22 protein-coding genes are annotated in these 21,218 nt (G+C 33.4%); all 22 read right to left on the bottom strand.

Annotated features, from left to right (window positions below; genetic code table 11):
* Positions 1–81 precede the first annotated feature (81 nt).
* Positions 82–1,677, bottom strand: a complete 1,596-nt coding sequence (locus WC223_12595; protein ID MFA6925076.1) for a JAB domain-containing protein — start codon at positions 1,675–1,677, stop codon at positions 82–84.
* A complete protein-coding gene (locus WC223_12590) occupies positions 1,674–2,666 on the bottom strand; it encodes a site-specific DNA-methyltransferase (GenBank protein MFA6925075.1) in 993 nt (330 codons plus the stop codon). The genes WC223_12595 and WC223_12590 overlap by 4 nt, the downstream gene beginning before the upstream one ends.
* A 50-nt stretch (positions 2,667–2,716) precedes the next feature.
* Positions 2,717–6,979 (bottom strand): strawberry notch family protein, encoded by a 4,263-nt coding sequence (locus WC223_12585; protein ID MFA6925074.1) that lies wholly within the window; start codon positions 6,977–6,979, stop codon positions 2,717–2,719.
* An 18-nt stretch (positions 6,980–6,997) separates the two neighbouring features.
* Positions 6,998–8,815 carry a hypothetical protein gene (locus WC223_12580; protein ID MFA6925073.1) on the bottom strand — a complete coding sequence of 606 codons (1,818 nt, stop codon included), beginning with the start codon at positions 8,813–8,815 and terminating at the stop codon, positions 6,998–7,000.
* A gap of 46 nt (positions 8,816–8,861) precedes the next feature.
* Positions 8,862–9,665: a transglycosylase SLT domain-containing protein gene (locus tag WC223_12575; GenBank protein MFA6925072.1), complete on the bottom strand. Its 804-nt coding sequence runs from the start codon at positions 9,663–9,665 to the stop codon at positions 8,862–8,864.
* Between the two features lie 17 nt (positions 9,666–9,682).
* Positions 9,683–10,246 carry a DUF6549 family protein gene (locus WC223_12570; protein MFA6925071.1) on the bottom strand — a complete coding sequence of 188 codons (564 nt, stop codon included), beginning with the start codon at positions 10,244–10,246 and terminating at the stop codon, positions 9,683–9,685.
* 6 nt (positions 10,247–10,252) lie between these two features.
* Entirely contained in the window at positions 10,253–10,936 is a 684-nt protein-coding gene (locus WC223_12565) for a peptidoglycan recognition family protein (protein MFA6925070.1), read from the bottom strand.
* Positions 10,929–11,204, bottom strand: coding sequence for a hypothetical protein (locus WC223_12560; GenBank protein MFA6925069.1), 276 nt, complete (start codon positions 11,202–11,204; stop codon positions 10,929–10,931). The genes WC223_12565 and WC223_12560 overlap by 8 nt, the downstream gene beginning before the upstream one ends.
* Complete coding sequence (locus tag WC223_12555; GenBank protein MFA6925068.1) at positions 11,201–11,410, bottom strand: hypothetical protein; 210 nt, start codon at positions 11,408–11,410, stop codon at positions 11,201–11,203. The genes WC223_12560 and WC223_12555 overlap by 4 nt, the downstream gene beginning before the upstream one ends.
* A gap of 11 nt (positions 11,411–11,421) precedes the next feature.
* Positions 11,422–11,916 (bottom strand): hypothetical protein, encoded by a 495-nt coding sequence (locus WC223_12550; protein MFA6925067.1) that lies wholly within the window; start codon positions 11,914–11,916, stop codon positions 11,422–11,424.
* A 2-nt stretch (positions 11,917–11,918) separates the two neighbouring features.
* Positions 11,919–13,376: a hypothetical protein gene (locus WC223_12545; GenBank protein MFA6925066.1), complete on the bottom strand. Its 1,458-nt coding sequence runs from the start codon at positions 13,374–13,376 to the stop codon at positions 11,919–11,921.
* A gap of 2 nt (positions 13,377–13,378) precedes the next feature.
* A complete protein-coding gene (locus WC223_12540; protein ID MFA6925065.1) occupies positions 13,379–13,669 on the bottom strand; it encodes a hypothetical protein in 291 nt (96 codons plus the stop codon).
* Positions 13,670–13,679: 10 nt separating this feature from the next.
* Entirely contained in the window at positions 13,680–14,204 is a 525-nt protein-coding gene (locus tag WC223_12535) for a hypothetical protein (GenBank protein ID MFA6925064.1), read from the bottom strand.
* A gap of 5 nt (positions 14,205–14,209) precedes the next feature.
* Positions 14,210–15,874, bottom strand: coding sequence for a hypothetical protein (locus WC223_12530; protein MFA6925063.1), 1,665 nt, complete (start codon positions 15,872–15,874; stop codon positions 14,210–14,212).
* A gap of 1 nt (position 15,875) precedes the next feature.
* Positions 15,876–16,163: a hypothetical protein gene (locus WC223_12525; GenBank protein MFA6925062.1), complete on the bottom strand. Its 288-nt coding sequence runs from the start codon at positions 16,161–16,163 to the stop codon at positions 15,876–15,878.
* A gap of 10 nt (positions 16,164–16,173) precedes the next feature.
* Positions 16,174–17,442, bottom strand: a complete 1,269-nt coding sequence (locus WC223_12520; protein ID MFA6925061.1) for a hypothetical protein — start codon at positions 17,440–17,442, stop codon at positions 16,174–16,176.
* Position 17,443: 1 nt separating this feature from the next.
* Positions 17,444–18,064, bottom strand: coding sequence for a glycosyl hydrolase 108 family protein (locus WC223_12515; protein ID MFA6925060.1), 621 nt, complete (start codon positions 18,062–18,064; stop codon positions 17,444–17,446).
* Positions 18,065–18,067: 3 nt separating this feature from the next.
* Positions 18,068–19,213 (bottom strand): hypothetical protein, encoded by a 1,146-nt coding sequence (locus WC223_12510; GenBank protein MFA6925059.1) that lies wholly within the window; start codon positions 19,211–19,213, stop codon positions 18,068–18,070.
* Between the two features lie 10 nt (positions 19,214–19,223).
* Positions 19,224–19,409 carry a hypothetical protein gene (locus tag WC223_12505; protein ID MFA6925058.1) on the bottom strand — a complete coding sequence of 62 codons (186 nt, stop codon included), beginning with the start codon at positions 19,407–19,409 and terminating at the stop codon, positions 19,224–19,226.
* 81 nt (positions 19,410–19,490) lie between these two features.
* On the bottom strand, positions 19,491–20,537 hold the full coding sequence (locus WC223_12500; protein MFA6925057.1) for a hypothetical protein: 1,047 nt from the start codon (positions 20,535–20,537) through the stop codon (positions 19,491–19,493).
* A gap of 10 nt (positions 20,538–20,547) precedes the next feature.
* On the bottom strand, positions 20,548–20,877 hold the full coding sequence (locus WC223_12495) for a hypothetical protein (protein ID MFA6925056.1): 330 nt from the start codon (positions 20,875–20,877) through the stop codon (positions 20,548–20,550).
* A gap of 46 nt (positions 20,878–20,923) precedes the next feature.
* On the bottom strand, positions 20,924–21,218 hold a 295-nt coding region (locus tag WC223_12490), incomplete at its 5' end, for a hypothetical protein (GenBank protein MFA6925055.1).

The following is a 21,218-nucleotide window of genomic DNA, read 5'->3' as shown; positions in this document are numbered from 1 at the left end:
GAGGTAAATTGAAATCGTCACGTTACCAAAATTTATTACAAACCTTATCTATCAATAATTTCAAAGAACGAAATTTAATTTTTATGGTACACTAATGACATCTATTCTCTTTTCAAAATTATCGAAATCATGCTTTATTGCTTCGTGTTCATCATTTCTGTCGTCATCAAAATCTTGAGCAATATTTTTTTTCTTAAATATTTCTCTCATTGTTTTGGGAGAGAAATAAAAATCAAGTTCTATTTTGTTAATTGATTTTAGTTCTTCAATGCTTATATATCCGAATTCGGCATTTTGTGTGTCGCCGTTCAATATGACATATCCGAATGCCTGTAATTGTTCTTTCTCAACATCTTTTTCAATAATATACCAATCTGAATCGCCATAGAAATAATGCAAATACGCAATTTTATCAGGATTTTTTATATTTTCAGTTTCATAAGTAACAGGCATTTTTTCAATAATATCTTTCAGTCGTTTTATAACTTCCCAATGCTCTTCACTTCCGACAATAGCTTTTTGCTGCATTTCAGGCATGAAAGTTTTTACTATTGAAGGAATATCTGATAAAGTAAGTTTTTTTTCTTTTTCACTTTTAACTTCTTTTTTTTCTTCTTCCTTTTGTTCAAAAGGAGTTGTTTCTACAAGAACATGGTCGCCAACATTATTTACAATAATTCCGTCTTTCAATTCAATTTTATAAACAGAATATCGTTTTGTTTCAGTTGGATCACCCGGAAACTTTCTGCTTTTAAATTCTTTCGGAATAACCTCAATGATTTTTCCTTTTTGCCCGAAATATCTCGAAAAGGTTACATCTACAATATATTTTCCCTTTTGCTTTTCATTTGTAAATAAAACATAATCATTAATAGAAAATATTGCAGGGAGAATGGTTATGTGTTTTCCTTTCTTTATCGGCTCAAGATTTTTTTGTGTTTCTTTTTTACCGTTTTTTTCAAACCACTGAGAAAGTTTTTCAAAATAAAGTTCAAACACCTCTTTACTTTCGTTATCGAGTTCATCATACATTGCAAAGTCATTTCCATTGCCGGTAGCTTCTTTGAAAAGTTCGTGAGTTTCCTGTAATGCTTTTGGTAACTCTGAAATATCATATTTGCTGATTATTTCAAAATAATTGTCTTTAGTGATTTTCATAGTCGTAGTTTTTTTAGATTCATTTAATCCGTATAAAACACCCTCATCAGCAAAGCTGAAATATCCGTTGTTTTTTGTAACAATAATATGGTCGAGAACCTGAATATTATTATCTTTTGCAGAAACGATTATTCTGTTTGTAGTGGCTTTGTCGGGTTCGCTTGGTTTTGTGTTACCCGATGGGTGATTGTGTGAAATTATTATTGACGATGCAAGAGCTTTAATTGCAGTCGAAACTATCAGCTTTATGTCCATAATAGTCGCATCAACTCCACCGACAGAATGTTTGTAATAACCGATTATATCATTTGTTTTTTTTAAATACAGTATAACACATTTTTCTTGCGTTTCAATATCTCTGCCATAAAGCTTTAAAAGAAAATCATAAACATCTTTGCTGCTTTTAACACTTGCAAATATTTTTTTGCCTTTGTTAAATCTTACTTTTATTTCGGGAACCTGTATTCCGTCATTAAAACCTGCAATAACAATTTCGGGTTGTGTTTTATATTTTATCATACTTTAAACTTTTTTAATTTATTTTTTATGTTTATTAATTTCATTTGAAAATCAGGTATTCCGTTTAATGATGTTGCTTCGCTTGCTATTCGCTTTGTGGCAAGTTTTATATATTCGGGGTTTAAGTCAAAACCGATATATTTTCGTTTGAGATTTTTCGCAACAAGTGCCGTAGTACCTGAACCGATGAACGGGTCAAGAACAATTCCGTTTTGTCTGCAACCTGTCTTTACAGGTATTTCGACAAGTTTTTCAGGAAATACCGCAAAATGAATATCGTGAAATGATTTTGTATTTATTTCCCAAACAGTCCGCATATTGCGACCTTTGATTTTTCCGCTTTGTATTTTTTCGCTGTATTTACTGAAATTATCATTGTTAAAACCTTTGTAAAGTGATGTTTTATTTTTAACTGAATTATTGCCGTATCTCGTTCTTTCGATTGTAGAGCTTTTTAGTGGCTCAAGCATTTGGTTAAAATAATATTCCTTTGATTTTACAAAAAAGAATAAATACTCAAAGTCATTGGTAAATCTGTCTTTTGCACTTTCGGGCATTGCATTAGGTTTTTGCCATATTATTGTATTCCGCAGCAACCAACCATTTTTAATCATTCCGGTTGCAAACATGAAAGGAATACCGAGTAAACTTTTAGGATAAATTTTTGCTGCAAGTGGTTTTATTGTTGCGGTCTGATATTTGTGTGGAAGATTTTTATTTCCCCAACCACAATAACTGCCCCCATAAGTGTCGCCAATGTTTACCCAAAGCGTTCCGTCTTTTTTCAACACTCTTTTTGCCTCAATAAAAATGTCTAAAAGTTTTCCCACATATTCCTGCGGTGTTTTTTCCATTCCTATTTGTCCTTTTACATCATAATCACGCAAAGCCCAGTATGGCGGACTTGTTACAATACAATCCACAAAGCTGTCAGGAAGTTTCTGCAAACCTTTTAAAGCATCAATAGTATGTAGTTTATTTAATTCCATAATTTTTAGCTATGAGCTACGAGCCAAGAGCTACGAATTTTTTCAAATTTTCAAATTTCTAAAAGTTCAAGTTTTATTTTTTGTAACTTCAATTTAAGTTTTAAAGCATTTGCCTTTGTGCTGCTTTGCTGTGTTTCCTGCGGTATTGCTTTTTGCCCAATCCTTTTTTCAAATACTTCTTTGTCTTTCTGCAAATCTTTTTCTGCAATTTCAGTAAGATTATCTTTTTTACTTTTTGTTTCTTTCTCAATTTCTTCTGATTCGACAAGGGTTTCAAATAAACTCTGACTTATGCTTAATGAAAAATTATATTTGTCCTGAAGTATTTTTACAAGTTTTTCAATTCCTTTCACTTCAAGTTTGCCGACCATATTACCGCTAATCATTTCAAAGCCGTCCCTTTTGTTTTCAAGCAAATCCCTTATATCCTTATCTTCATAAATTGGTTTATAAACTTTTGATTTCGGAACAGAAAAACGATACCCGGAATATGTGCGTGAAATTATTGCGTTATTCGGTGTTACAACTGATTTGCCTTCTGTAAGTGATTTAATGTATTTCAGAGCTTTGATAATTGGCACATAAACAAACTGCGGTCCGTTTTTCGATTGCTCTGCGTTCCAGTTTTCAGGCATTAATATTCCTTTCTGCGTACTTCCGTCTTTTGTCGTATAACTTATAAGTTTGCCTTTGTATTTACTCGCTGCCTGTAATAAATTTCCAGTCAGAATATATCTGTAACCCCTGCTTTTGCTACTGCTTTTTATTAGTGTTTCCCATTCCTTAATATATTTGTCTTCATCATAAATTGAATAACTCGCTCCGATTACTGCCTGCACTTTATTTCCCTGCTCACCGGATAATGCAAGAGCAACATATTTCTGACTATCGGAAATTGCGAACCTCGCTTTGATTGCACTCGGAGCAAACGGATTGCTTCTTTTGTCATCAATGATAAATCCTAAAAATACTGCCGGAACTTTTACCGTTCCTTCATCAAACCTGTCTTTCGGAAAATCCACACACCTGCCAACATAAAAAAACTCAAACATTCCGTCAATATATTCAAACTTGTTTGTCAGTTCTTTTTTTATTTCTACGATTTTTGATGTTCTTGCAGTGTTTAGTTCGTTCTCTCTGTCCTTAACATATTGATTTCGCCTGCTGCTGTCTTCCGGTGGAATTTTCTTATATCCTTTTTCTTCCGTGATTTTAGAAATTAATTCGTCATAATGCTTGTTTGCATCTTCAACTTCTTCGTTAATTTTATTTTCCGTAAATATTTTCAGTTTTTCTCTGCTCTCTTTTTGTATTTCACTTGCCTGTTTTCCCTGCAAACTCTCACGAATAATGTTTTCAAGTTCTGTTTTTGTAAATGGCTTCTTTAAAATATTTACTTCGCATTTTTCGAGCATGCTGTCGTTACCGAATGAACTGCCACCGCCTTTGCCTGAAATTACTGTATTTTCTTCGATTGTTTCAGCATCGAGATTTAAAATTTCAACTTCAAGGTCATACTCATCAACTTGTTTGAGGTATTCCACATAATCGTTATAGCGGTCTAAAATTTCTTTGTAAAATTCCGCCTGTTCATTTGTTGATAATACAGCAACACGCCCCGAAACTTTGTGTGCTGCATCTTCGGGAATTGTCCTGCCGTCTTTGTTATCTCCTTCAAAGTCCAACGGGTCGCCTATTTTAATATTGAGTTCTTTATTCTCAAATAAATATTCGGTTACGATTTTATCTCCGTATTTATTCAGAAAATCATCTGTCTGTAAAAGTTTACTTGATTGTTTCTGATTTGATGTTGTGTTTGCATCAAGTGATTTCAGTTTTTTCTGTAACATCATCATCAGTCGCTTTTCTGCGGGAATTGCAGAACAAACATAATCGTAAATCGGTTTATAAATTTGTCCTGTGCGGTTTATTCTGCCTCGTTTCTGAACTTCGGTATTGATATTTAATTCAGCTTGCAGAATGAGCATTACTCTTTGCTTTACTTCACTTGCAGGTACTCTGTCGGTTATTATAGCATGAGCAGACACTCCCGTTGAACCGCTCTGATTTATTAATAAACAGTCAATTTCATTGTTGTTGAATTGCCTGAAAGCGTCAGTAGTATTTAATCGTTTTCGGGCAAGAACAACACCCATTGTAGAACTATTTATTTTATCATGGGTTAGTATTTCAATTCCTTTTTCTTCGTTTATGCTGATTGGTTCGACTGATTTTTCGGAATGCCTTATATAAAATTCATTTAGTTGTTCTCTGTCAATTCTTAATTCTGTTTTTTCTGTTTCGCTGAAAGCACGTATATAATCAGAATCAGCATCACCGATAATTGTTATTTTTCTTTTAGAGCCGTCTAATAATCCGTTTTCATAATAAACATCGCCTGTTTTATAAACTCTGTCAGTTATAACATCATTCAATCCTTTTTCTTTATGGCTTTTAAATTGCACTTCTAATTTTCTGCCTGTTACTTCTGCTACCATAAATCCTGCATCCTGAATTTTCTGAATTATTATATCAATAGGACTTATTGTAATTCCGGTGCTGACATTATTTATTTTTTCGATAATGCGGTAATACTCTTGCTGTGCTTCTTTGCTTAATTGTGATATTTCAAATTTTTTATAAACAGGATTTCCGTTAATGTCTTTTTCGGTATATTTCATTACGCTGTCTAATCCACGAGTGAGAACTGTTTTAAAATCCGCATTTATAACATCACCATTAGAAAGTGGCATTCCGCTTTCGTTTTCCATTGTTTCAAGAAATGCACCCATTGTGCTTGAAAATGCTATAACCGGCTTTTTCCCTTCATGTAATCTTTGAATTGCTCTATCTGCAACTGATTCGGCTTTAACTGAAAAAAGCATCTGATTTATTACATTGAATACTTTTGAGAAATATGGCGTATTATCAACTCCTGCCTTGTTTGTGCCTTTTCTGACTTCCATTTCCTTACCTTCGGCTGCTGCAATTTTATCGAGTTCATCAACAACCGGAGTAATTCCGTTTTCCTGAAATTCAATTATATCACGTAGTATTTCGGTTATGTTATCCGAAATTGCTTTATGCTCCTGTTCTTTGTCATCGAGAGTAATATAGTTTACTTCAACTCCGTCAAAACTTCTTTCACGTCTTATCATTTGACCCTCTGAAACAAGCTGTGCAGACAGGACTTCCTGTAATGCAACTCCTCCGTTTTTAATTGCTTCGACAAGGTCTTCTTTTGTCATATTACAATCCGCCATTGCTGTTTTCATTGCATAAATCGGCATATTGTCGGGACGTTTGGCAAACGTGGCTGAAAGAAATACAACTCCTTTTGTTCCTGAAATAACCTGTTGCAGAAACTCGCCTGTGTTACTTGCTCCACTTGCATTGTGGGCTTCGTCCATAATAAGAATATTTCCCTGCGAAACTTCAAGTAAAAAATCGGGCTTTACGTTTCTTTCCAAAGAGTTGAATTGAGAGTATGTTCCGAGAATATAATCGTAGTTGCCAGGTACTTTTTTGTTTTGTAAAATTGTCATTTGTTCTGCCGGTGGCAACGACTGATAAACAACATTTCCGTTTTCATCTTTTACATCGGTTTTGTTGTCTTTGGCATTTACGATAAAAGGCACTAATTCAGCACTTCCTATTGCTGATAAATCACGGTAAATATCTGAAAACAGGTTTGGCTTTTCACTTATAAAAATTGGCTGATGTCCCTGTAATCTTCCGTATCGTATCATTGCTGCTGCAACTCTGCCTTTGCCTATTCCTGTCTGGTCGCCTATAATCATTCCCTGTTTTTTAAATTCAATATTATAAATTGCAAGTGCGACTGCATCTATCTGTTCGGCTGAAAGGGATTTACAAAGTTCAAAGTCATTATAATTTAATTTCTTTTTTACATATTCATATAACGAACCGCCAACGATATGTTTAATTTTTCTGACTGCAATATGTGTTTCGTAATCCATGCTGTCAGGAACAATGGTATCAAGTATCTGACATGCTTCCGAACCGGGATAATACGGACCCGATAGTTCTTCGTCAATCATTCTTTGAATCCTGTTGCTGTTTATTATGTAACCCAAATTATTATTTGTAACTCGGAATTGCTTCTGTTTTTTATCGTGGATTATCACAATATTTTCTTTTAATGCTGCTTTCTGTAATTCTTTAAATTCTTTTTCAGATAATTCAGACAGAATATCATAATATATCGAACCTGTGCCTTTTTCAAATGTTATGTATTTGTGTATGTCTTTGAAATTATCAACGATTTGTTGTATTTTTTCTTCTATATTCATTTTAAATTTTATTTTATATCAGTTAAACCATTTTATTGTTGTTGTTCCTTTATATCCTTTTTCCCAAACAAACCAGCCATAAGCCACAACTCTGATGTCTCTTTCTTCTTTAAATGCAGCATTTTTTGAACACAGTAATCTTGATGATGAAACATAAATTGTTTTTGGTGGATATTTTTTAAAAAATTCTTTTCTCTCTTTGCCCTCTAAAAACAATAGTTTTAAAAACATTGCAACTTTTTTATTTTCGGGTATAATCTGCAATGCTTTTTCTATAAATTCTGTTGCATACTTATAAGGTGGGTTTGTTATAATATCTCCGTTCCATTCTTTAATATTTTCTGATAAAAAATTTACTCCGCCTTTACCAAAACCCCTTTCAACTAAGTCAGTGCTTTTTACTTTATATCCTGCTTTCTCAAAAACCTTGCTTAAATGTCCCTCGCCACAGGCACATTCCCATATATCTGTTGAGAATTTTTCGAGTTTCAGGAGTAATTCGGCTGCCTTTGGTTCGGTTGCGTAAAAATCATGCTTTTCCCTTTTCCCTTTTGAATGATTGCTCGCTGCCAATGTTTTAAAAACGCTGTTTGCATCGCCTTTCCAGTCCTTTATTTCTCCCAAAACATTACCCATGCTTAATAAATCTAATCTTGCTTTTTGTAATTTCAGGTTTAACATCAAATCCATTTTTTTATATAATCTTTCTTTTATTTCCTGATTGCTTTCATTCTTTGGCATTGACAGCATCACTCTTTCCCAAAGTTCCTCAAAAGAATAAACAGTTGTGTCATGTGATTGTTTTAGTGGTGCAACTCCTTCTGAAAGGTATTTTCTGCCGTTTATAAGTATAAGCCGGACATCAAAAGCAGTTCCCTGACGGCTGTATAATCTGTGTCCGTCAATATTTATAACATCATCAACATAATAATATCTGTATAAATAATTAAAGAAAATCCTGTTTTTCCCTGCCTGTATTCTTCCCAACTCGTCCCACTTTGTATGACCTCCGATAATCATTGCTGCCCTGCCTCTTTCGTTCATACAATCCAATGCACGAAGACACATAACATGGTCAAGTGTTTTGATTGGAAATCTGTCAGTTTTTTCTCCGAATATCACTTCTTTGTCAAGTGAACCGAAAGGCGGGTTTGTTATTATTCCGTCAAATATTCTGTAAAAATTCTTTTCTATTGCAATATTTTTTGTTGCATCAAATCTGTGAACTTCAGCAAAACCCTGTGTTTGCAGGTTTGCGTTTCTTATGTCGTCAAGTTCGTTCACAACAACATCCTGCGGTTCAAAAACAATCGTTAGCAATCCGTTTCCTGCACTCGGTTCAAAGTATTGTTTATTTGCAGAATAATCCTGTTGTTTTTGTGGATGGTATGTTTTGCCCGGTTTTACTCCCCACTTTCTTTTAAATTCAGCATCACTCATTGCAGCTTTTCTGAACATTTTATATCCGTGTCCGCTTAATCCTTCCGAACCCAAAACATACAATCCCGCTAAATATCCGATTGGTGCAGGTGTGCTGTATTGCTGTAATAAAATGCTTTCGCTTGTGCGGTGTGAAAGATTAACCTGATTATTATATAAATCAACTATCTGAAAATATTTTTCCTTTGATGTTAATTCTTTATTTTGTGCAATACTTCGTGCAATGCGGACAATGGCAAGTTCTGTGAGTTCCTTAGTAAGATTTTTATTTGCAATACCGAATTTTAAAGCGAGTTTCTCAACGGATTTCTTATTGTGCTTTACCCGATTGAAAATATCCTGCTCAATATAATCAACAAAAGATAATTCTTTTTCGTTATGTTTATATTCACTCACTTTTTATTTTTTTATCATTTTCAAATTGACACATTTTCAAATTAATTCATGCTTGCTGCATTTCCAAAAGCCCGTTCTTTCCTGTTATTTTCAGTATGTATGCGTAAGTTTCAGGACTTAATTTCTTTGCTTGAATTAATGTTTCTATTTCGTTTATTCCTTTGGGCTTAAAAAAATACCCCCTGTTATATCTCATTGTTACTTTGTCAAGTCGTATTTTATTATTCTCTGTGTGTTCATCAATCAGCAAACCCAAGTAAATTGCTCCGATTAAAATATTTAATTCGGGTATGAACAAATCATTTTTTGTAATCATATCGGGAGTTATTTCAGACATATTTTTCATTCGTATAATTTTATTAAATCTGTCTTGTCCGATATGCTTTACTATTATTGCTTTTTCCTGTTCTGATAATCTTTTCTTTTTATTTTCAAGATATATGATACTTGCTGCTGCTGTTGGTTTCAACTGCATTAAACCGACTGCACCCGATTTGCTGATTGTATCTTTCTTTCCTGCACTTTCTGCAAACAGATATGATAATATGAGCGGTGCCGGTACATTTGTCAGCTTTTCTGTTTGGGTTAATTCTTTATAATAATTGTTGCTTATTTTTGAGAGTGTTGTTTTCAGTACAGGTAAATCATTTGTTTTGTAGAATGAATCTTTTACCGCAGGAATAATTATTGATGAGCCGTTTTTTGTTATTGCGCCAAGTCCCTCTAATTCGTCATTTTTAAAGAAAATAATTTTTCTGTTTTTCTTTGTTTCGGAATTTACATTGTCATTGTTTTTGAGTAATTCCCAAAGAAATAATAATGAAACTCCTATAACAACAACCTTTTTCATAATAATCTTTTAATTTTTCAATGTTTGATTATTTTTATATTTTTTGAAATGCTTACAGTATCGTGCATACATTCGCTATAAGTTTTTGCTGTGTAAAATGGTTTTGTTCTGAACAGATTGAAGAAATATCTGTGTTGCCAATCTTTGTACAGAAATGTAATAAGATTGTCGTTCAGTTCTTTTTTAGATACTGCAATAGTATCTCTATTTACATATCCTGAAATACTGTAACACTTTGCATTTACCGAAAAATAACGCTTTTCTGAAATACTATCTTTTTTCAGAATATTTTTTGTTATTATGGTATCTCTGAAACGATAGCGTGTTTCAATAATATTTGTTATGTTTTTTGTTTTAATGCTTAATTCTTTTGCAATGCTGTCATATTTCGGATAAAGTGTTTTTAATTCCTTAAAAGTTAATTCCTGCTGTTTTGCTTTATCGGTTAGTATAGCAGTATAGTTGTCTGAAAATCTTTTGCGTTCTGCTTTTTCAGAATTATAAAGTTTCAATAAGCCCAAGATTGCAATTGTACTTATGAATAGCAATGCAATAAATACTGTAAGTAATTTATATTTCATAATAATTTATTTTAAAGTTTTTAAAAGTTCAATTAATTCTATTTGCGGATGGCAGTCGCTTTTGTCTTTGCGTACCGAAACATGAGTGAATATTCCGCTTTTGCCTGATAGTGCCTTTTTGCTTATAGCCCACATATCGCTGTTATAATCAAGAGGAATGTTATATTTTTTATTCCAAAAGCGAAGTAATTGTCTCACGGATTCAAGTTGAGCTGAAGTATATTTTTCAAATCCGTAATAGCCCCTGAATCCATTGGGGTATTCTTGTACTTCATCAATTTTGCCACATTTTAAATTCGGCACATTTGCTCTTCCATTCCATAAAGCAGGATACCAATTATTATCAGAATGTTTAACAAGTCCGCCCCAATTCAGTATTTCTATTCCGATTGAAATTTTATCAAGCCACTGAAAAGGAATATTGTTTTCCTGGAATGTCTGTATTTGTAATCCCAAGTGATATGCCCATTTATCACTGCCATATAGCTGATAAATTGTTCCGTCTTTTCCGATAATGACTGCGACTGCAACTCTTTCGGTGTTTGACTTCCACCAGTTGACAACTGAATTTACATTATCATTGGAAACAGTATGATGTAAGTATATCTGTTTCTTTTCAACCGATTCATTGAAATACTGATTTTCGGGAAAATCAATATGCACTATTTTGTTTAAGTCAAGTTCAGCCATTTGTTTGAGAGTTTAATTGTTGAATTTCAGTTTTCTTTTGTGCTGCTTTGCCCCAAATACCAATGCCTGTAAATGATGTTATAACAGTTCCGTAAGCAATAATTTCAGATACACCGGCTTTGCCTTTATATACTGCTACTGCAAAAAGTATTGTCGTAACAATAATTGACAGACAACCTGTAACTATTATCAATGTTGAGTTTAACCTCATGTTTGATACAGATGTTTTTGGTTGCAAGCTTTGGTAAATTGTTTCGAGAAGTTTCATTTTTTCAATGCTTTTATTTTAGAAAAAAGTTTTTTTACAAATACCCATATTTTATCTATTAAATATTTACTTGCTCTGTTTCCCATAAAGCCCATCACTCCGCCTAAGAATGAAAAAATTAAAACTCTAATAATTTCCCCGCCTGTAAATGACATAAAGAATGATATTAAAGCTCCGATAAGAATTGATAAAATATTTTCTTTCATTTTTTTTGTTTTTAATTAAATACAATATTTTTCGGTTCGCTGGGATTTAGGTTTACTGCATATCCCTTTCGGGTTATGCACAAAGGAATAATCCTGTTCATATAAAATTCCCAGTAAATATTATTTACATCTGTTGAAAATTTATGTGTTATAGTTTGATATCCTGCTTTTTTTATTGTGATTGTAAGGTTTGTATTTTTTAAAATAACAAGCTCTACAAAGCCGTTGTTGTCGGTCATTCCGTTACTATCAGGATTTGAAGGCATTATTTCAATTGTCGCTCCGTCTATTAAATTGCCTGTTCCTGCTTCTTTCAGAATAAGGTTAAAATTAAATCTGCATGTACCAAAGCAAACACCCTGCAATATGGGAAGAACATGAGGTTCGCCAAAACAAATACTTCGCAGAACAGGAAGCGAATAATTTTCACCGAAACAAATACCCTGCACAACAGGAAGGTTTCGCTGTTCTGAAAATGCAATATCTGATAGTTCCGGTAATGCCATGCTTATATTGTTAAATCGTGAAAGTCAATAATAAATTCCAAAAATCTTGTTACTACATATCTGCCTTCTGATAAAACATAATTGTCATCAGCAGTTCCTCTGCCTGAATTATCGGTTTTCATCTGAGCGTTTACTATGAAAGATTGATGTTGCTGTGCAAGACAATCCGAAGCTGATATTTTACTGCACCTGAACCTGAAATCAGCATACCAGTTGTATTCATTTGCTGTTACTATATCCCAGTTCGCAGGATTAAATACACCTGTTGTCTCATCAACCCTGCAACGATATTTTGTATTTTCATACGTGCAGGTATCACCAATATACCAGGTTTCATTAGGGTTATATAATGGAAAGTTTTTACATTCCGAATCAATGAATTTATCTGCTTTACCATTATCATTATAATTTATTGCTGCTATCATCTGCATTATGTCAAGTTTTACCTGACTTCCAAAATCAATTACTCCGCTCCAAAATCTCGCTCTTTTAACTCCTGTGTTTTGCATGACAATATTGTTTATGTAATCAACATTAAAGCATCCTGCAACATTTCTGTTATTCCATAAATCCCACGCATTATAAAGAAATCCCTTATTGTAAGGACCAATGTCATCACAATCTTTGCCTGCATTAAGCAATGGGCTGTCTGCCCGGAGATAATAACAACCTTTCGCTTCATCAAGAAATCCGGGGTCAATATTTTTTGAATTAAAATTTGTATTTGTGTTTTGCTGTACCCATAGTAAATTTCTCTGATTTCCCTGATAGTTTATTGTTCCCACAAAATCATTGTAGTCCGACTGATAAGAAAAGCCGGTAATTTTCATTACTGAATCCTTAACTATATTATTTTTGAAGTTCATGGCATAGCCACCGCTTCCGCTTCTGCTGGTAAAAAATATACATTTGTTGGCATTTATGTTTATATCATTCCAGTAGTATGGGCTGTTAAAATAGCAATTCTTAAATACGCATCTTTCAAAATTGAGATACTGATTTTGTCCTGTTATCAGTATTCCGCCTTCAACTTCAATGTTTATCATTTTAAAAGATGTTCCGACATTTCCTATATATTTATCTATATCATAAATAAAATTTGCCCTGAAAGAATTGCTTATAAGAATATCAGATTGCGTGAATGTGCAATAAGCATTTTGCGTTCCGTCAATAATTACTTTTCCATCAAAAATAAAATATACCAGTCCTTTGTTTCTTGTACCTGTTAATATTTCATTCCACTTACCGCTGCCCCAGATTATATTAACGCTGTTTGAAGTAAACCTGCTGTCAGTATTCATGCGGTTAATTGCTGCGTTTATCGTAGCATAAGGAACTGTTTCATTGTTTGTCTGACCGGGATTGTTTAAGAAATAATTATCTGCATCAGTATTATTTCCGTCTTTGGAAACATAGATATACTGCTTGTTTGCTTGTCGTATTATCTGCCACTTTGCCATTGTTATACCTCCTGTATCTGATTTACAGTTATCCCGAATGGTTCAATTTCGTCAAGTTCATAAGAGGGATATGCTGCTTTATAATTTTCTTCTTTTGTTATTTCAATATTTTTATCTTCATATTTCCATTGTTTTGCTCTTATTCCATCTTCGTCAAACTGCATATTTTTCGGGCTTTTACTTATAGTTTCCATAATATATATTTTAGCTGCTTCGCTTTGTTCAGCATACTTTTTTTCTGTGTCCCACAAAGAAGGGTTATCATCTGTATTATTTGGCAATGTTATTTTCATGTTTTAATTTTTAATTAAATACAATGTTTTCCGGTTCGTAAGGTTCTAAATTCACTGCATATCCTTTTTCTGTTATAACTAGCGGAAATGCCTTAAACAATGTTATCCGCCAGTCAATATTATCATTGTCGGTTAATGTGAATTTGTGTAAATAATTTTTATATCCTTTTTTTGTAATTGCAATTATTGTTTCTGTATTTCTTCTTATTCTGCCTTCCACAGAACCGTCTGCATTTGTTGTATATTCATTCGTTCCCATTTCATCTGAAATACTTACAACTGCATTTTCAATCGGTTCGCCTTTTCTGTCAGTTACAACACAATTAAAGTTAAAATCACTCTCTGTAAAAATAAATCCCATTAATACTGGTTTCACTAATACTTCCTCAACTGTACAGCCAAGAAGCAAAGCATTATTCTTTTCTTCAAATGCAAAACCACGAAGCAATGCGTCTGCTGTTTCTTCTGTCGTAATGCCTTTTAATAAAGCATTTCCAGCTTCCTCTGTCGAAAATCCTTTTAATTGAAGTGCCATATTAATTATTCAGTTGTTGTATCTTTAAAATCAAATCTTCTTTTTATATATCTTGCTCTTATGTATGAGTTAGCTGATAAATCAAAACTATCGTCAGCATTACCTCGTCCGTTTATATCAACTTTCATATCTTCATTAAATAAAATTTTCCTCCATGGCTCATTTGACAGATCCGAAATTGTCTTGCTGAATTTCAGATAAAAGCATGTTTGTATAGGATTTTCAGGTGTTGCAGCATCTTCCCAGTCGTTCTGAATATAATTTCTGTGTGTGAAATTTGTTGCTATTGAAATATCCGGACTGAAAGTTTCATTTATTACATAAGCAGTCCCGCTACCGCTTACAATAGTTTTTGTCTGATTGCTGCATGTGATTCTGTCCCCCGCAGACATTGAATATGCTGATGACAGAGTTATATTTGTTCCGATGCTTGTTAATGTCGGAGTTGGGTTAATAGTTACAGGAGTTCCTATTGTACCTGTTTTTGTACATCTTTTTTTGTTGCCGTCTTTTATGCAGGTATCGCCATCGTAATATGTGTTGTCGGGATTATAAGCAGGATAATTCTGCAACTCACTTGTAATTAATTTAACAGGTTCGCCATTGCTGTCATACTCAAATTCAGCAGCAAGATGAGCGGCTTTCATTTTGATTACTCTGCCAAAATCTTTTATGGTTTCAACATAACGACCTTCTTTCTCGCCTGAATTTGTTAAAATAACCTTGTTATTAATCATACTTAAATTGAAGGTTTCGGATAAATCCCTGTTATTCCACAAATCAACAGGACTGTCATAATACCCTATTCCGAAAGGACCGATATGAGAGGCGTTTTTCCCTGCAAATAAGCACGGAGAATCACTTTTTAAGGTATAATCATTTACAGCACTTTTATTAAATTTCGCATTTGCTGAAATTGAATGTTGATTATATGGGGTATTCGCCTGTAACCAAGTTAAATCTCTCTGTGTTCCTTCCCATGTTATACTTCCGATGATATTGTTAAAGTCAAGTGTTCCCTGTAAATTTCCCGATGTTAATCTGAAATTTACAGAGCTTTCAATGATATTATTGTATGCTGCTATTGTGTAATAATTGTAGGAAAGAGTTGTATTAAAGAAATAACTGTTATAGCATATTATTCCACCCTGTCTGAAACTGCAATCAAAGCTGAAATTCTTTATTACGCTGTTTGATATTGTTACATGGCATCCTGCCCATTGTGCATTTCCGCCATACCAGCTCCCGTACATTCCGCTTTCAAAAAAGCATTTATCAATTACATTAGTTACTCCTGAATAATTGTATATAGATATAAGATATTTATTTTCATAATTTACAACATTGATATTGTAAAATCCGTCTCCTGCAACATTTGACTGAATGTAGTTTGTCTGACTTCCGTCAAATATAAGTTTGCCTTCTCCGATAAAGTCAATAGGCAACGAACCATTCCTGACAACAGAAATTGTCTGATTTGTAATTTTCTGTTCACAACCAACTGCAGCTCGTCTTTTTGAACCTGTGTAATTGTTTAATTCAGTTACAGCTTTGTTAATTGTGCGGTAAGGGTTTGTTTTGCTTCCGTCTCCGGTTATATCGTTTCCGACCGGCGAAAAATAACGAAGTTCATAAAAATTTATATCGGGATTTATTTGCCACTTTGCCATATTATATTTCCTCCACTTTTATTGTTTCTTTGCTTATGTCAAACGATGCAGGGTGTGTGTCGGGATACTTGTAAAGTGTTTCTATAACTATTCTTAACCCGCTGTCTTCAAAAGTTCTTAAAACAGGTCTGTTGCATGCCCCTTCGGTATTGCAGATAACAGGGTGCAAACTGCTACTTATTACTTCTCTTACCCATAATCGAGGTTTCAGTGGTTGCTGTTCAAATTCTTTTTCTGTGTCCCACACAGAAGGGCTGTCTTCTGTGTTATTTGGCAATGTTATTTTCATAATTATTTTTTTAATTAATTGTCCATTCTGTTATGATTATTTGCGTGTCGGGTGGATTATCACTCCAGTTAAAAACTGTTCTTTTCCAGTCCCCTGAAATATCATCTTTTTCCTCAATCATACTTACTAATCCGTCTGTGTATTCAAATCTCGATTCAAAATATTTTCCCGGAGCAATTATTTCTTTTTTTATTTTCACACTTCCGTCAGGATAATATTCAAGATTTTCAATTTTATTTCTTACCATGCTTTCATGGAAATTTGTAAGTATTATAGGGGAATATAAAAGTTGTAATTCCGAATTTTCTACCTGTATTAAATCAGCGGAAGTGTCAGTAACAAATAACCTGCGTGTTTCCTCATATTGTCCAACCTGCTGCACTTTATTTCCATAAACTTTATAAGATACTCTGTGATTTAATCTTGTTTTTGACTGCCCGATAACTTTAACAATCAAAGAATACATTTGCGGACAGAGGTTTTGTATTGAAAAACTATCATGCTCGTTTGATGAACAACCAATCGTATAAATGCTACAATCTGAAAACAGAATTTCCGTGCCATAAGCTGTGGAATCATTATGATTAATTTTCATTACAGGGGTTACATCTGAATTCTGACCGATACAGCCGTTAAATCCGACATTATTAAATTCAATTCTTGATAAATGTTCGGCTACTTCTATTAATGTTTGTGTATTCTGAAAAACATTTGTGAGAGTTCCATTCAGCGATGTGTCATCAATTCTTAATTCTCTGCCTTTAACTTTTAATACAATACCATTAAAATTTAATGATTGTATTTTTGTCGGACTGCTTTTAATAATTACTTTGCTTAAATCAATTCCGCTATGTAATTGCTGATAATCAATAATTGCCTGCCCGAAGCTGAAAGAATTTATTAATTCAATTATTCCACCATCATTGGTGTTTAAATAATCAACCGCCTGTAAAAATTCTGTTTCATTGCTTACACTGATTATTTCTTTCGGGTCTGCTCCGAGTGTTACCCACGTTGTACCGTCCCAAGCTATTTCATCATTCTTTAAAAAACTTTTTCCTGTATTTGTTTTTGCAGAATTGTTGTCTATAACATTTGCTTTAATTTCATAAGTCCAGCCGTTCTGAACATCTAAAAGCGTTGGAAAATCAGTATTAATAAAAATACACCCTTTAAATATCAATGGTTTTATTCCGACTAAATTATTAATCTGAATAAACACATTCGACACCTGTGTTTTTAATTTCCGTAACTGGTCTAAAATCCAAACTATATACATTCTAATTTGCTTTTCTTGTCAATAATATTAATCCTGCTGCAAGTGCTAATAAACCTACAACTCCCGAACTTTCTTTTATAAATTGTTTATTGTGTTCCCACATATCGTTTAATCTGTTAATCCAGCCTGCATAAAAACCCTGCTGTGTTTTATCCTTTTTTACTAATCCGTCAATAAATATTTTTCTTTCGGCTGTTAATGAATTATAGAGCTTATCCTGATTTACTTTATTCATTTTATTAATTGTGTCCATGCTTAAAACACTTGCATTTTTCGGCATCGGCTCATTAAAATATTTTTTCATTACTCCGTTTGTCCATTTCATCGCTTCTTTACCGCTTCCCCAATACCAATCCGTAACAACATTTGCAACTCTCTGGTCTTTTATATAATCTCCTTTTACCTGATTCCAGTACCATTTAATAATCTTTTCAACCTGTGGTTTTGTTAGTTTTAAAAAGTTTTCTTTTGTCGGTTCAATTCCTAACACCGATTTAGCAAGTGTTTGAAATGTACCCCACGTAACACCCATGTTAGTAAGTCCGCCTTTATCGTTTTTGTTGTTCGATATTTTGCCTTCCCACTCAAAAACAAAAGGAATATACAGTCCGACATTTGCCATATTTTAAATTGCTTCAACAAACCTTTTATCAATATATCTTTCAGTACCATTAACAGTAAAAAATTTTACATATACTCTTTCGCCTGTATTCAATGAACCTGTTACTCTGCCAAGAGCATAATTTTTATCTACTGTTGATAATGGTTTCATCTGCTCATCATAAATCGTTGCTTTTGCAACTGATTTTATAATTACTGATTCATCATCTAAACCGCTAAGTTTGGCAGGGTCTATAAAGAATGCCTTATTTGTAATAAGCGTTTTAAGTGTCCCGAACTCTTTTGTTGCCTGCTCTTTTGTTAGTGTTCTTATTGCACCTTTCCAAACATAAATAGTAGTATCCCACTTGCTGCCACCTTTTTTAATTCCGAGAACTTCAGTAAATACTGTTTTTCCTTCCTCATCGGTTACTTCACGTCCTGTTGTTATTCCTAAAAATTTATCATTATCAACTGTTGCAATAATGTTGCTTTGTGTATATCTTCGTATTACTTCCGATGATAAATTTTTAATCTTATTCCAAACTGACGAGTTACTGTAAACGCCTTCCTGATTGAGCGGGGTTTTCCTTACATTAACTGTTTTTGTTGAAATAACAATATTGTTTTTAGGTATAGCAGGGGTTACCGATGAGCTGTGTGTCGGACCGGAATGTGCTGTAAATAAATCAAGGTCTGATGTGCTTAACACCTTTGACAACAACTGGTATAAATCCTCATTATATAATATTCTGAATACTTTAAAAACTCTTTTATTGTCTTTTATTCTTTTGCTTATATCAAGTATTCTGTCTGTATCGGTTTTTTGCCATATTGTTGCTATTTTATTTGCAATATCAGTAACAAAGCCGAAAGGATTCCATAAACTGCCTTCTCCTTTTTTCAGCCCCGCCGGAATTGCGTTGTAAATATCAATTGCTGCTTTTATATCTGCATCCTGTCCCGCTTTTGCTTCAAGTTGTTTTCTTCTCTTAGCTGCTGCCCACTTATAGCCAAAAAAAAGAGTACCCGATACTCCGAGTATTATTAAAAATGTTTTTATAAAATTTGCAGAAGTTTTAATAATAACCGGTGCATTTTCTTTTATTGCAGGAGCCAAAGCTGTTGCTACAAGTACAGGATTACCAATATTTTCAATTTTCTTACGCATTTTCCAGTTATTAATTACCTAAAAACTTTTTTGCCTGTGCAATAAGTTCAGGATTTGCATTTACTTTTTTGGCAAGAAAAATTATATCTTCTTTGTCCGATGCTCTTTTTAAAATAGTGTAAAAAGCGTTGCCTATTTCTTTCGCTTTCTCTTCGGTTGCTGCTTCTATTTCTATACTGTATTGTATTTTTGCCATCTTTTAAAGTTGTTAGTTGTTTGTTGCCTGTTGTCAGAAAAGCTATGAGTTTCGGGTTCTTTCACTCATAATTCATAATTCTTAATTGTTTTCATTGCTTTCTGTGTTTTGCGGTTCGTTTGTATTTTCTTTGTTTTCTTCGGTTGCAGTGGTTTCCTTTTTTTCTTCTTTGAGTTCTTCTTTTTTCTCTTTTGTTTTTTTATCAATGAAATTCATTGTTTCAAGATATAATTCGGGTTTTGCTGCAAGCGTTCTTATTATGAAACATATATACTGAAATGAGTTGTCGTCTATTTCATGCAGCCAGTCCGTTATGATTTTTATATCTTCTTTTCGTTTACCTTCGTTTCCTTCCTGTTGTCCTTCTTTGTCAGGGTCGAGTAATTCTTCTTTTCCCGTGTCGCTTTTTATCTGCATGTCGTTTCCTGTGAGTATTCCTGCAAGTCCTATTATTTCATTGTTTTTCATGTTAAGCATTTTTCCAAGTCCTGCTGCAAGCAGAAAATCCTGTCTCTTTCCTGAATTTATTTTTTTAATAGAAACTTGTTCCTGAAGATTCCTGATGTCATTTTCATATAGGTCTAAATCTTTATTCAGATTTTTTATTTCATTATCTTTTTCTGTAATTTTTTCGTTTAATGCTTCTATTTTATCCTGAAAACGCTGAATAGCGTTTTCATGCTTCACTTTTAAAATTTCAATCTGTGTTTCATTACCTCCCTGCCTTTCGCTGATTCTACCAAGTCCTGAATGCCTTATTGCATCTGCAATAACATTAATATCGTTATTCGGCTTTGAGTTCTTGTCTTCGCCGTTTTCAGGGTCGTCAAGAAACGGAATAATTGTATCGGTTACTCTTATAATTTCGCTTTCACTGAATTTATTGTTCAGGTAAGTTGATACTTTTATTGCATCTGCACCCATTTTACTGATGGTCTCTTTGCATGTTTTTATAAACAAATTGGGGTCTGTGCCTTTCTGTGCAAAATGCCATTCATCATCATTTGAACTGCAATATTCAATTTTATAAGAAAGATTGTTGTTATTGTTCTTAGCCCATACCAATCTTGTTTTTATTTTGTCAATCTGTGGCTTTATTTTATCGGGTGGAGATATTTTGTCTGACATAATTTTATTTTTAAAGTTTTTCCATTAATACCTGATATATAAGAAATGTTACATCATTTCCTGCAATGCGTGTGTCTATGCTGATATTTCCCCTCAAATCATATAATAAATATGGTACTCCTGCGGTTACATAATCGTCCTGTGTTATTATATCATTGTCCGCTTTTATTTTGAATTGTGCTGTGTCATCGGAACAATGAAACAATACATAAAATTCATTGAAAGCTTTCAGCTCAAGCAAAGTATTGTTTACTCTCAACTTTTCGGGTTTGATGGTGTATTTGTCAAAGCCAAGTTTTCTTACTTTTTCCTTTATATATGTATCTATTGTGCCTTCCACTTTTTTAGTTTAATGTTTAAAGTTGTTTTGCAATTTCGTTCTGATTTTATTTTTCATTTTCAAATTCTTCATCGCTTTCGCATTTAAAATGAAGTTTTATTTCTGTCGGTGTTGCCGGGTCTCTTGAATAAAGTTTTTCAATGTACCCGCTTATCCGTTCTCCTTTATTGATTTCTTCATTAATTTCAAGCATTTTGCCTGCCTGAATATTATCATCAACACTATTAAAGCCAAGCGAAAAAGAACCACAGACAGGAATTTTAGCTTCGTTGTTAATCATTACTGATACATTCACGTCTCCATGTGCCGGTGGCTGATTTGCCAGTTCCGGCGAAAAAACA

It is taken from the genome of Bacteroidales bacterium (genome assembly GCA_041671145.1).
Lineage (GTDB): Bacteria > Bacteroidota > Bacteroidia > Bacteroidales > JAHJDW01 > JAQUPB01.
Note: the sequence above shows the minus strand (reverse complement) of the source record. Positions and strands in the feature narration are given on the sequence as shown.

Bases quoted from the DNA above. Each gene is read 5' to 3' on its own strand.
- WC223_12525 (MFA6925062.1), bottom strand. From the start codon at position 16,163: ATGAAAATAACATTGCCAAATAACACAGAAGACAGCCCTTCTGTGTGG.
- WC223_12570 (MFA6925071.1), bottom strand. From the start codon at position 10,246: ATGAAATATAAATTACTTACAGTATTTATTGCATTGCTATTCATAAGT.
- WC223_12565 (MFA6925070.1), bottom strand. From the start codon at position 10,936: ATGGCTGAACTTGACTTAAACAAAATAGTGCATATTGATTTTCCCGAA.
- WC223_12530 (MFA6925063.1), bottom strand. From the start codon at position 15,874: ATGGCAAAGTGGCAAATAAATCCCGATATAAATTTTTATGAACTTCGT.
- WC223_12535 (MFA6925064.1), bottom strand. From the start codon at position 14,204: ATGGCACTTCAATTAAAAGGATTTTCGACAGAGGAAGCTGGAAATGCT.
- WC223_12540 (MFA6925065.1), bottom strand. From the start codon at position 13,669: ATGAAAATAACATTGCCAAATAATACAGATGATAACCCTTCTTTGTGG.
- WC223_12510 (MFA6925059.1), bottom strand. From the start codon at position 19,213: ATGCGTAAGAAAATTGAAAATATTGGTAATCCTGTACTTGTAGCAACA.
- WC223_12585 (MFA6925074.1), bottom strand. From the start codon at position 6,979: ATGAATATAGAAGAAAAAATACAACAAATCGTTGATAATTTCAAAGAC.
- WC223_12560 (MFA6925069.1), bottom strand. From the start codon at position 11,204: ATGAAACTTCTCGAAACAATTTACCAAAGCTTGCAACCAAAAACATCT.
- WC223_12595 (MFA6925076.1), bottom strand. From the start codon at position 1,677: ATGATAAAATATAAAACACAACCCGAAATTGTTATTGCAGGTTTTAAT.
- WC223_12550 (MFA6925067.1), bottom strand. From the start codon at position 11,916: ATGGCATTACCGGAACTATCAGATATTGCATTTTCAGAACAGCGAAAC.
- WC223_12505 (MFA6925058.1), bottom strand. From the start codon at position 19,409: ATGGCAAAAATACAATACAGTATAGAAATAGAAGCAGCAACCGAAGAG.
- WC223_12575 (MFA6925072.1), bottom strand. From the start codon at position 9,665: ATGAAAAAGGTTGTTGTTATAGGAGTTTCATTATTATTTCTTTGGGAA.
- WC223_12520 (MFA6925061.1), bottom strand. From the start codon at position 17,442: ATGTATATAGTTTGGATTTTAGACCAGTTACGGAAATTAAAAACACAG.
- WC223_12515 (MFA6925060.1), bottom strand. From the start codon at position 18,064: ATGGCAAATGTCGGACTGTATATTCCTTTTGTTTTTGAGTGGGAAGGC.
- WC223_12500 (MFA6925057.1), bottom strand. From the start codon at position 20,537: ATGTCAGACAAAATATCTCCACCCGATAAAATAAAGCCACAGATTGAC.
- WC223_12590 (MFA6925075.1), bottom strand. From the start codon at position 2,666: ATGGAATTAAATAAACTACATACTATTGATGCTTTAAAAGGTTTGCAG.
- WC223_12545 (MFA6925066.1), bottom strand. From the start codon at position 13,376: ATGGCAAAGTGGCAGATAATACGACAAGCAAACAAGCAGTATATCTAT.
- WC223_12555 (MFA6925068.1), bottom strand. From the start codon at position 11,410: ATGAAAGAAAATATTTTATCAATTCTTATCGGAGCTTTAATATCATTC.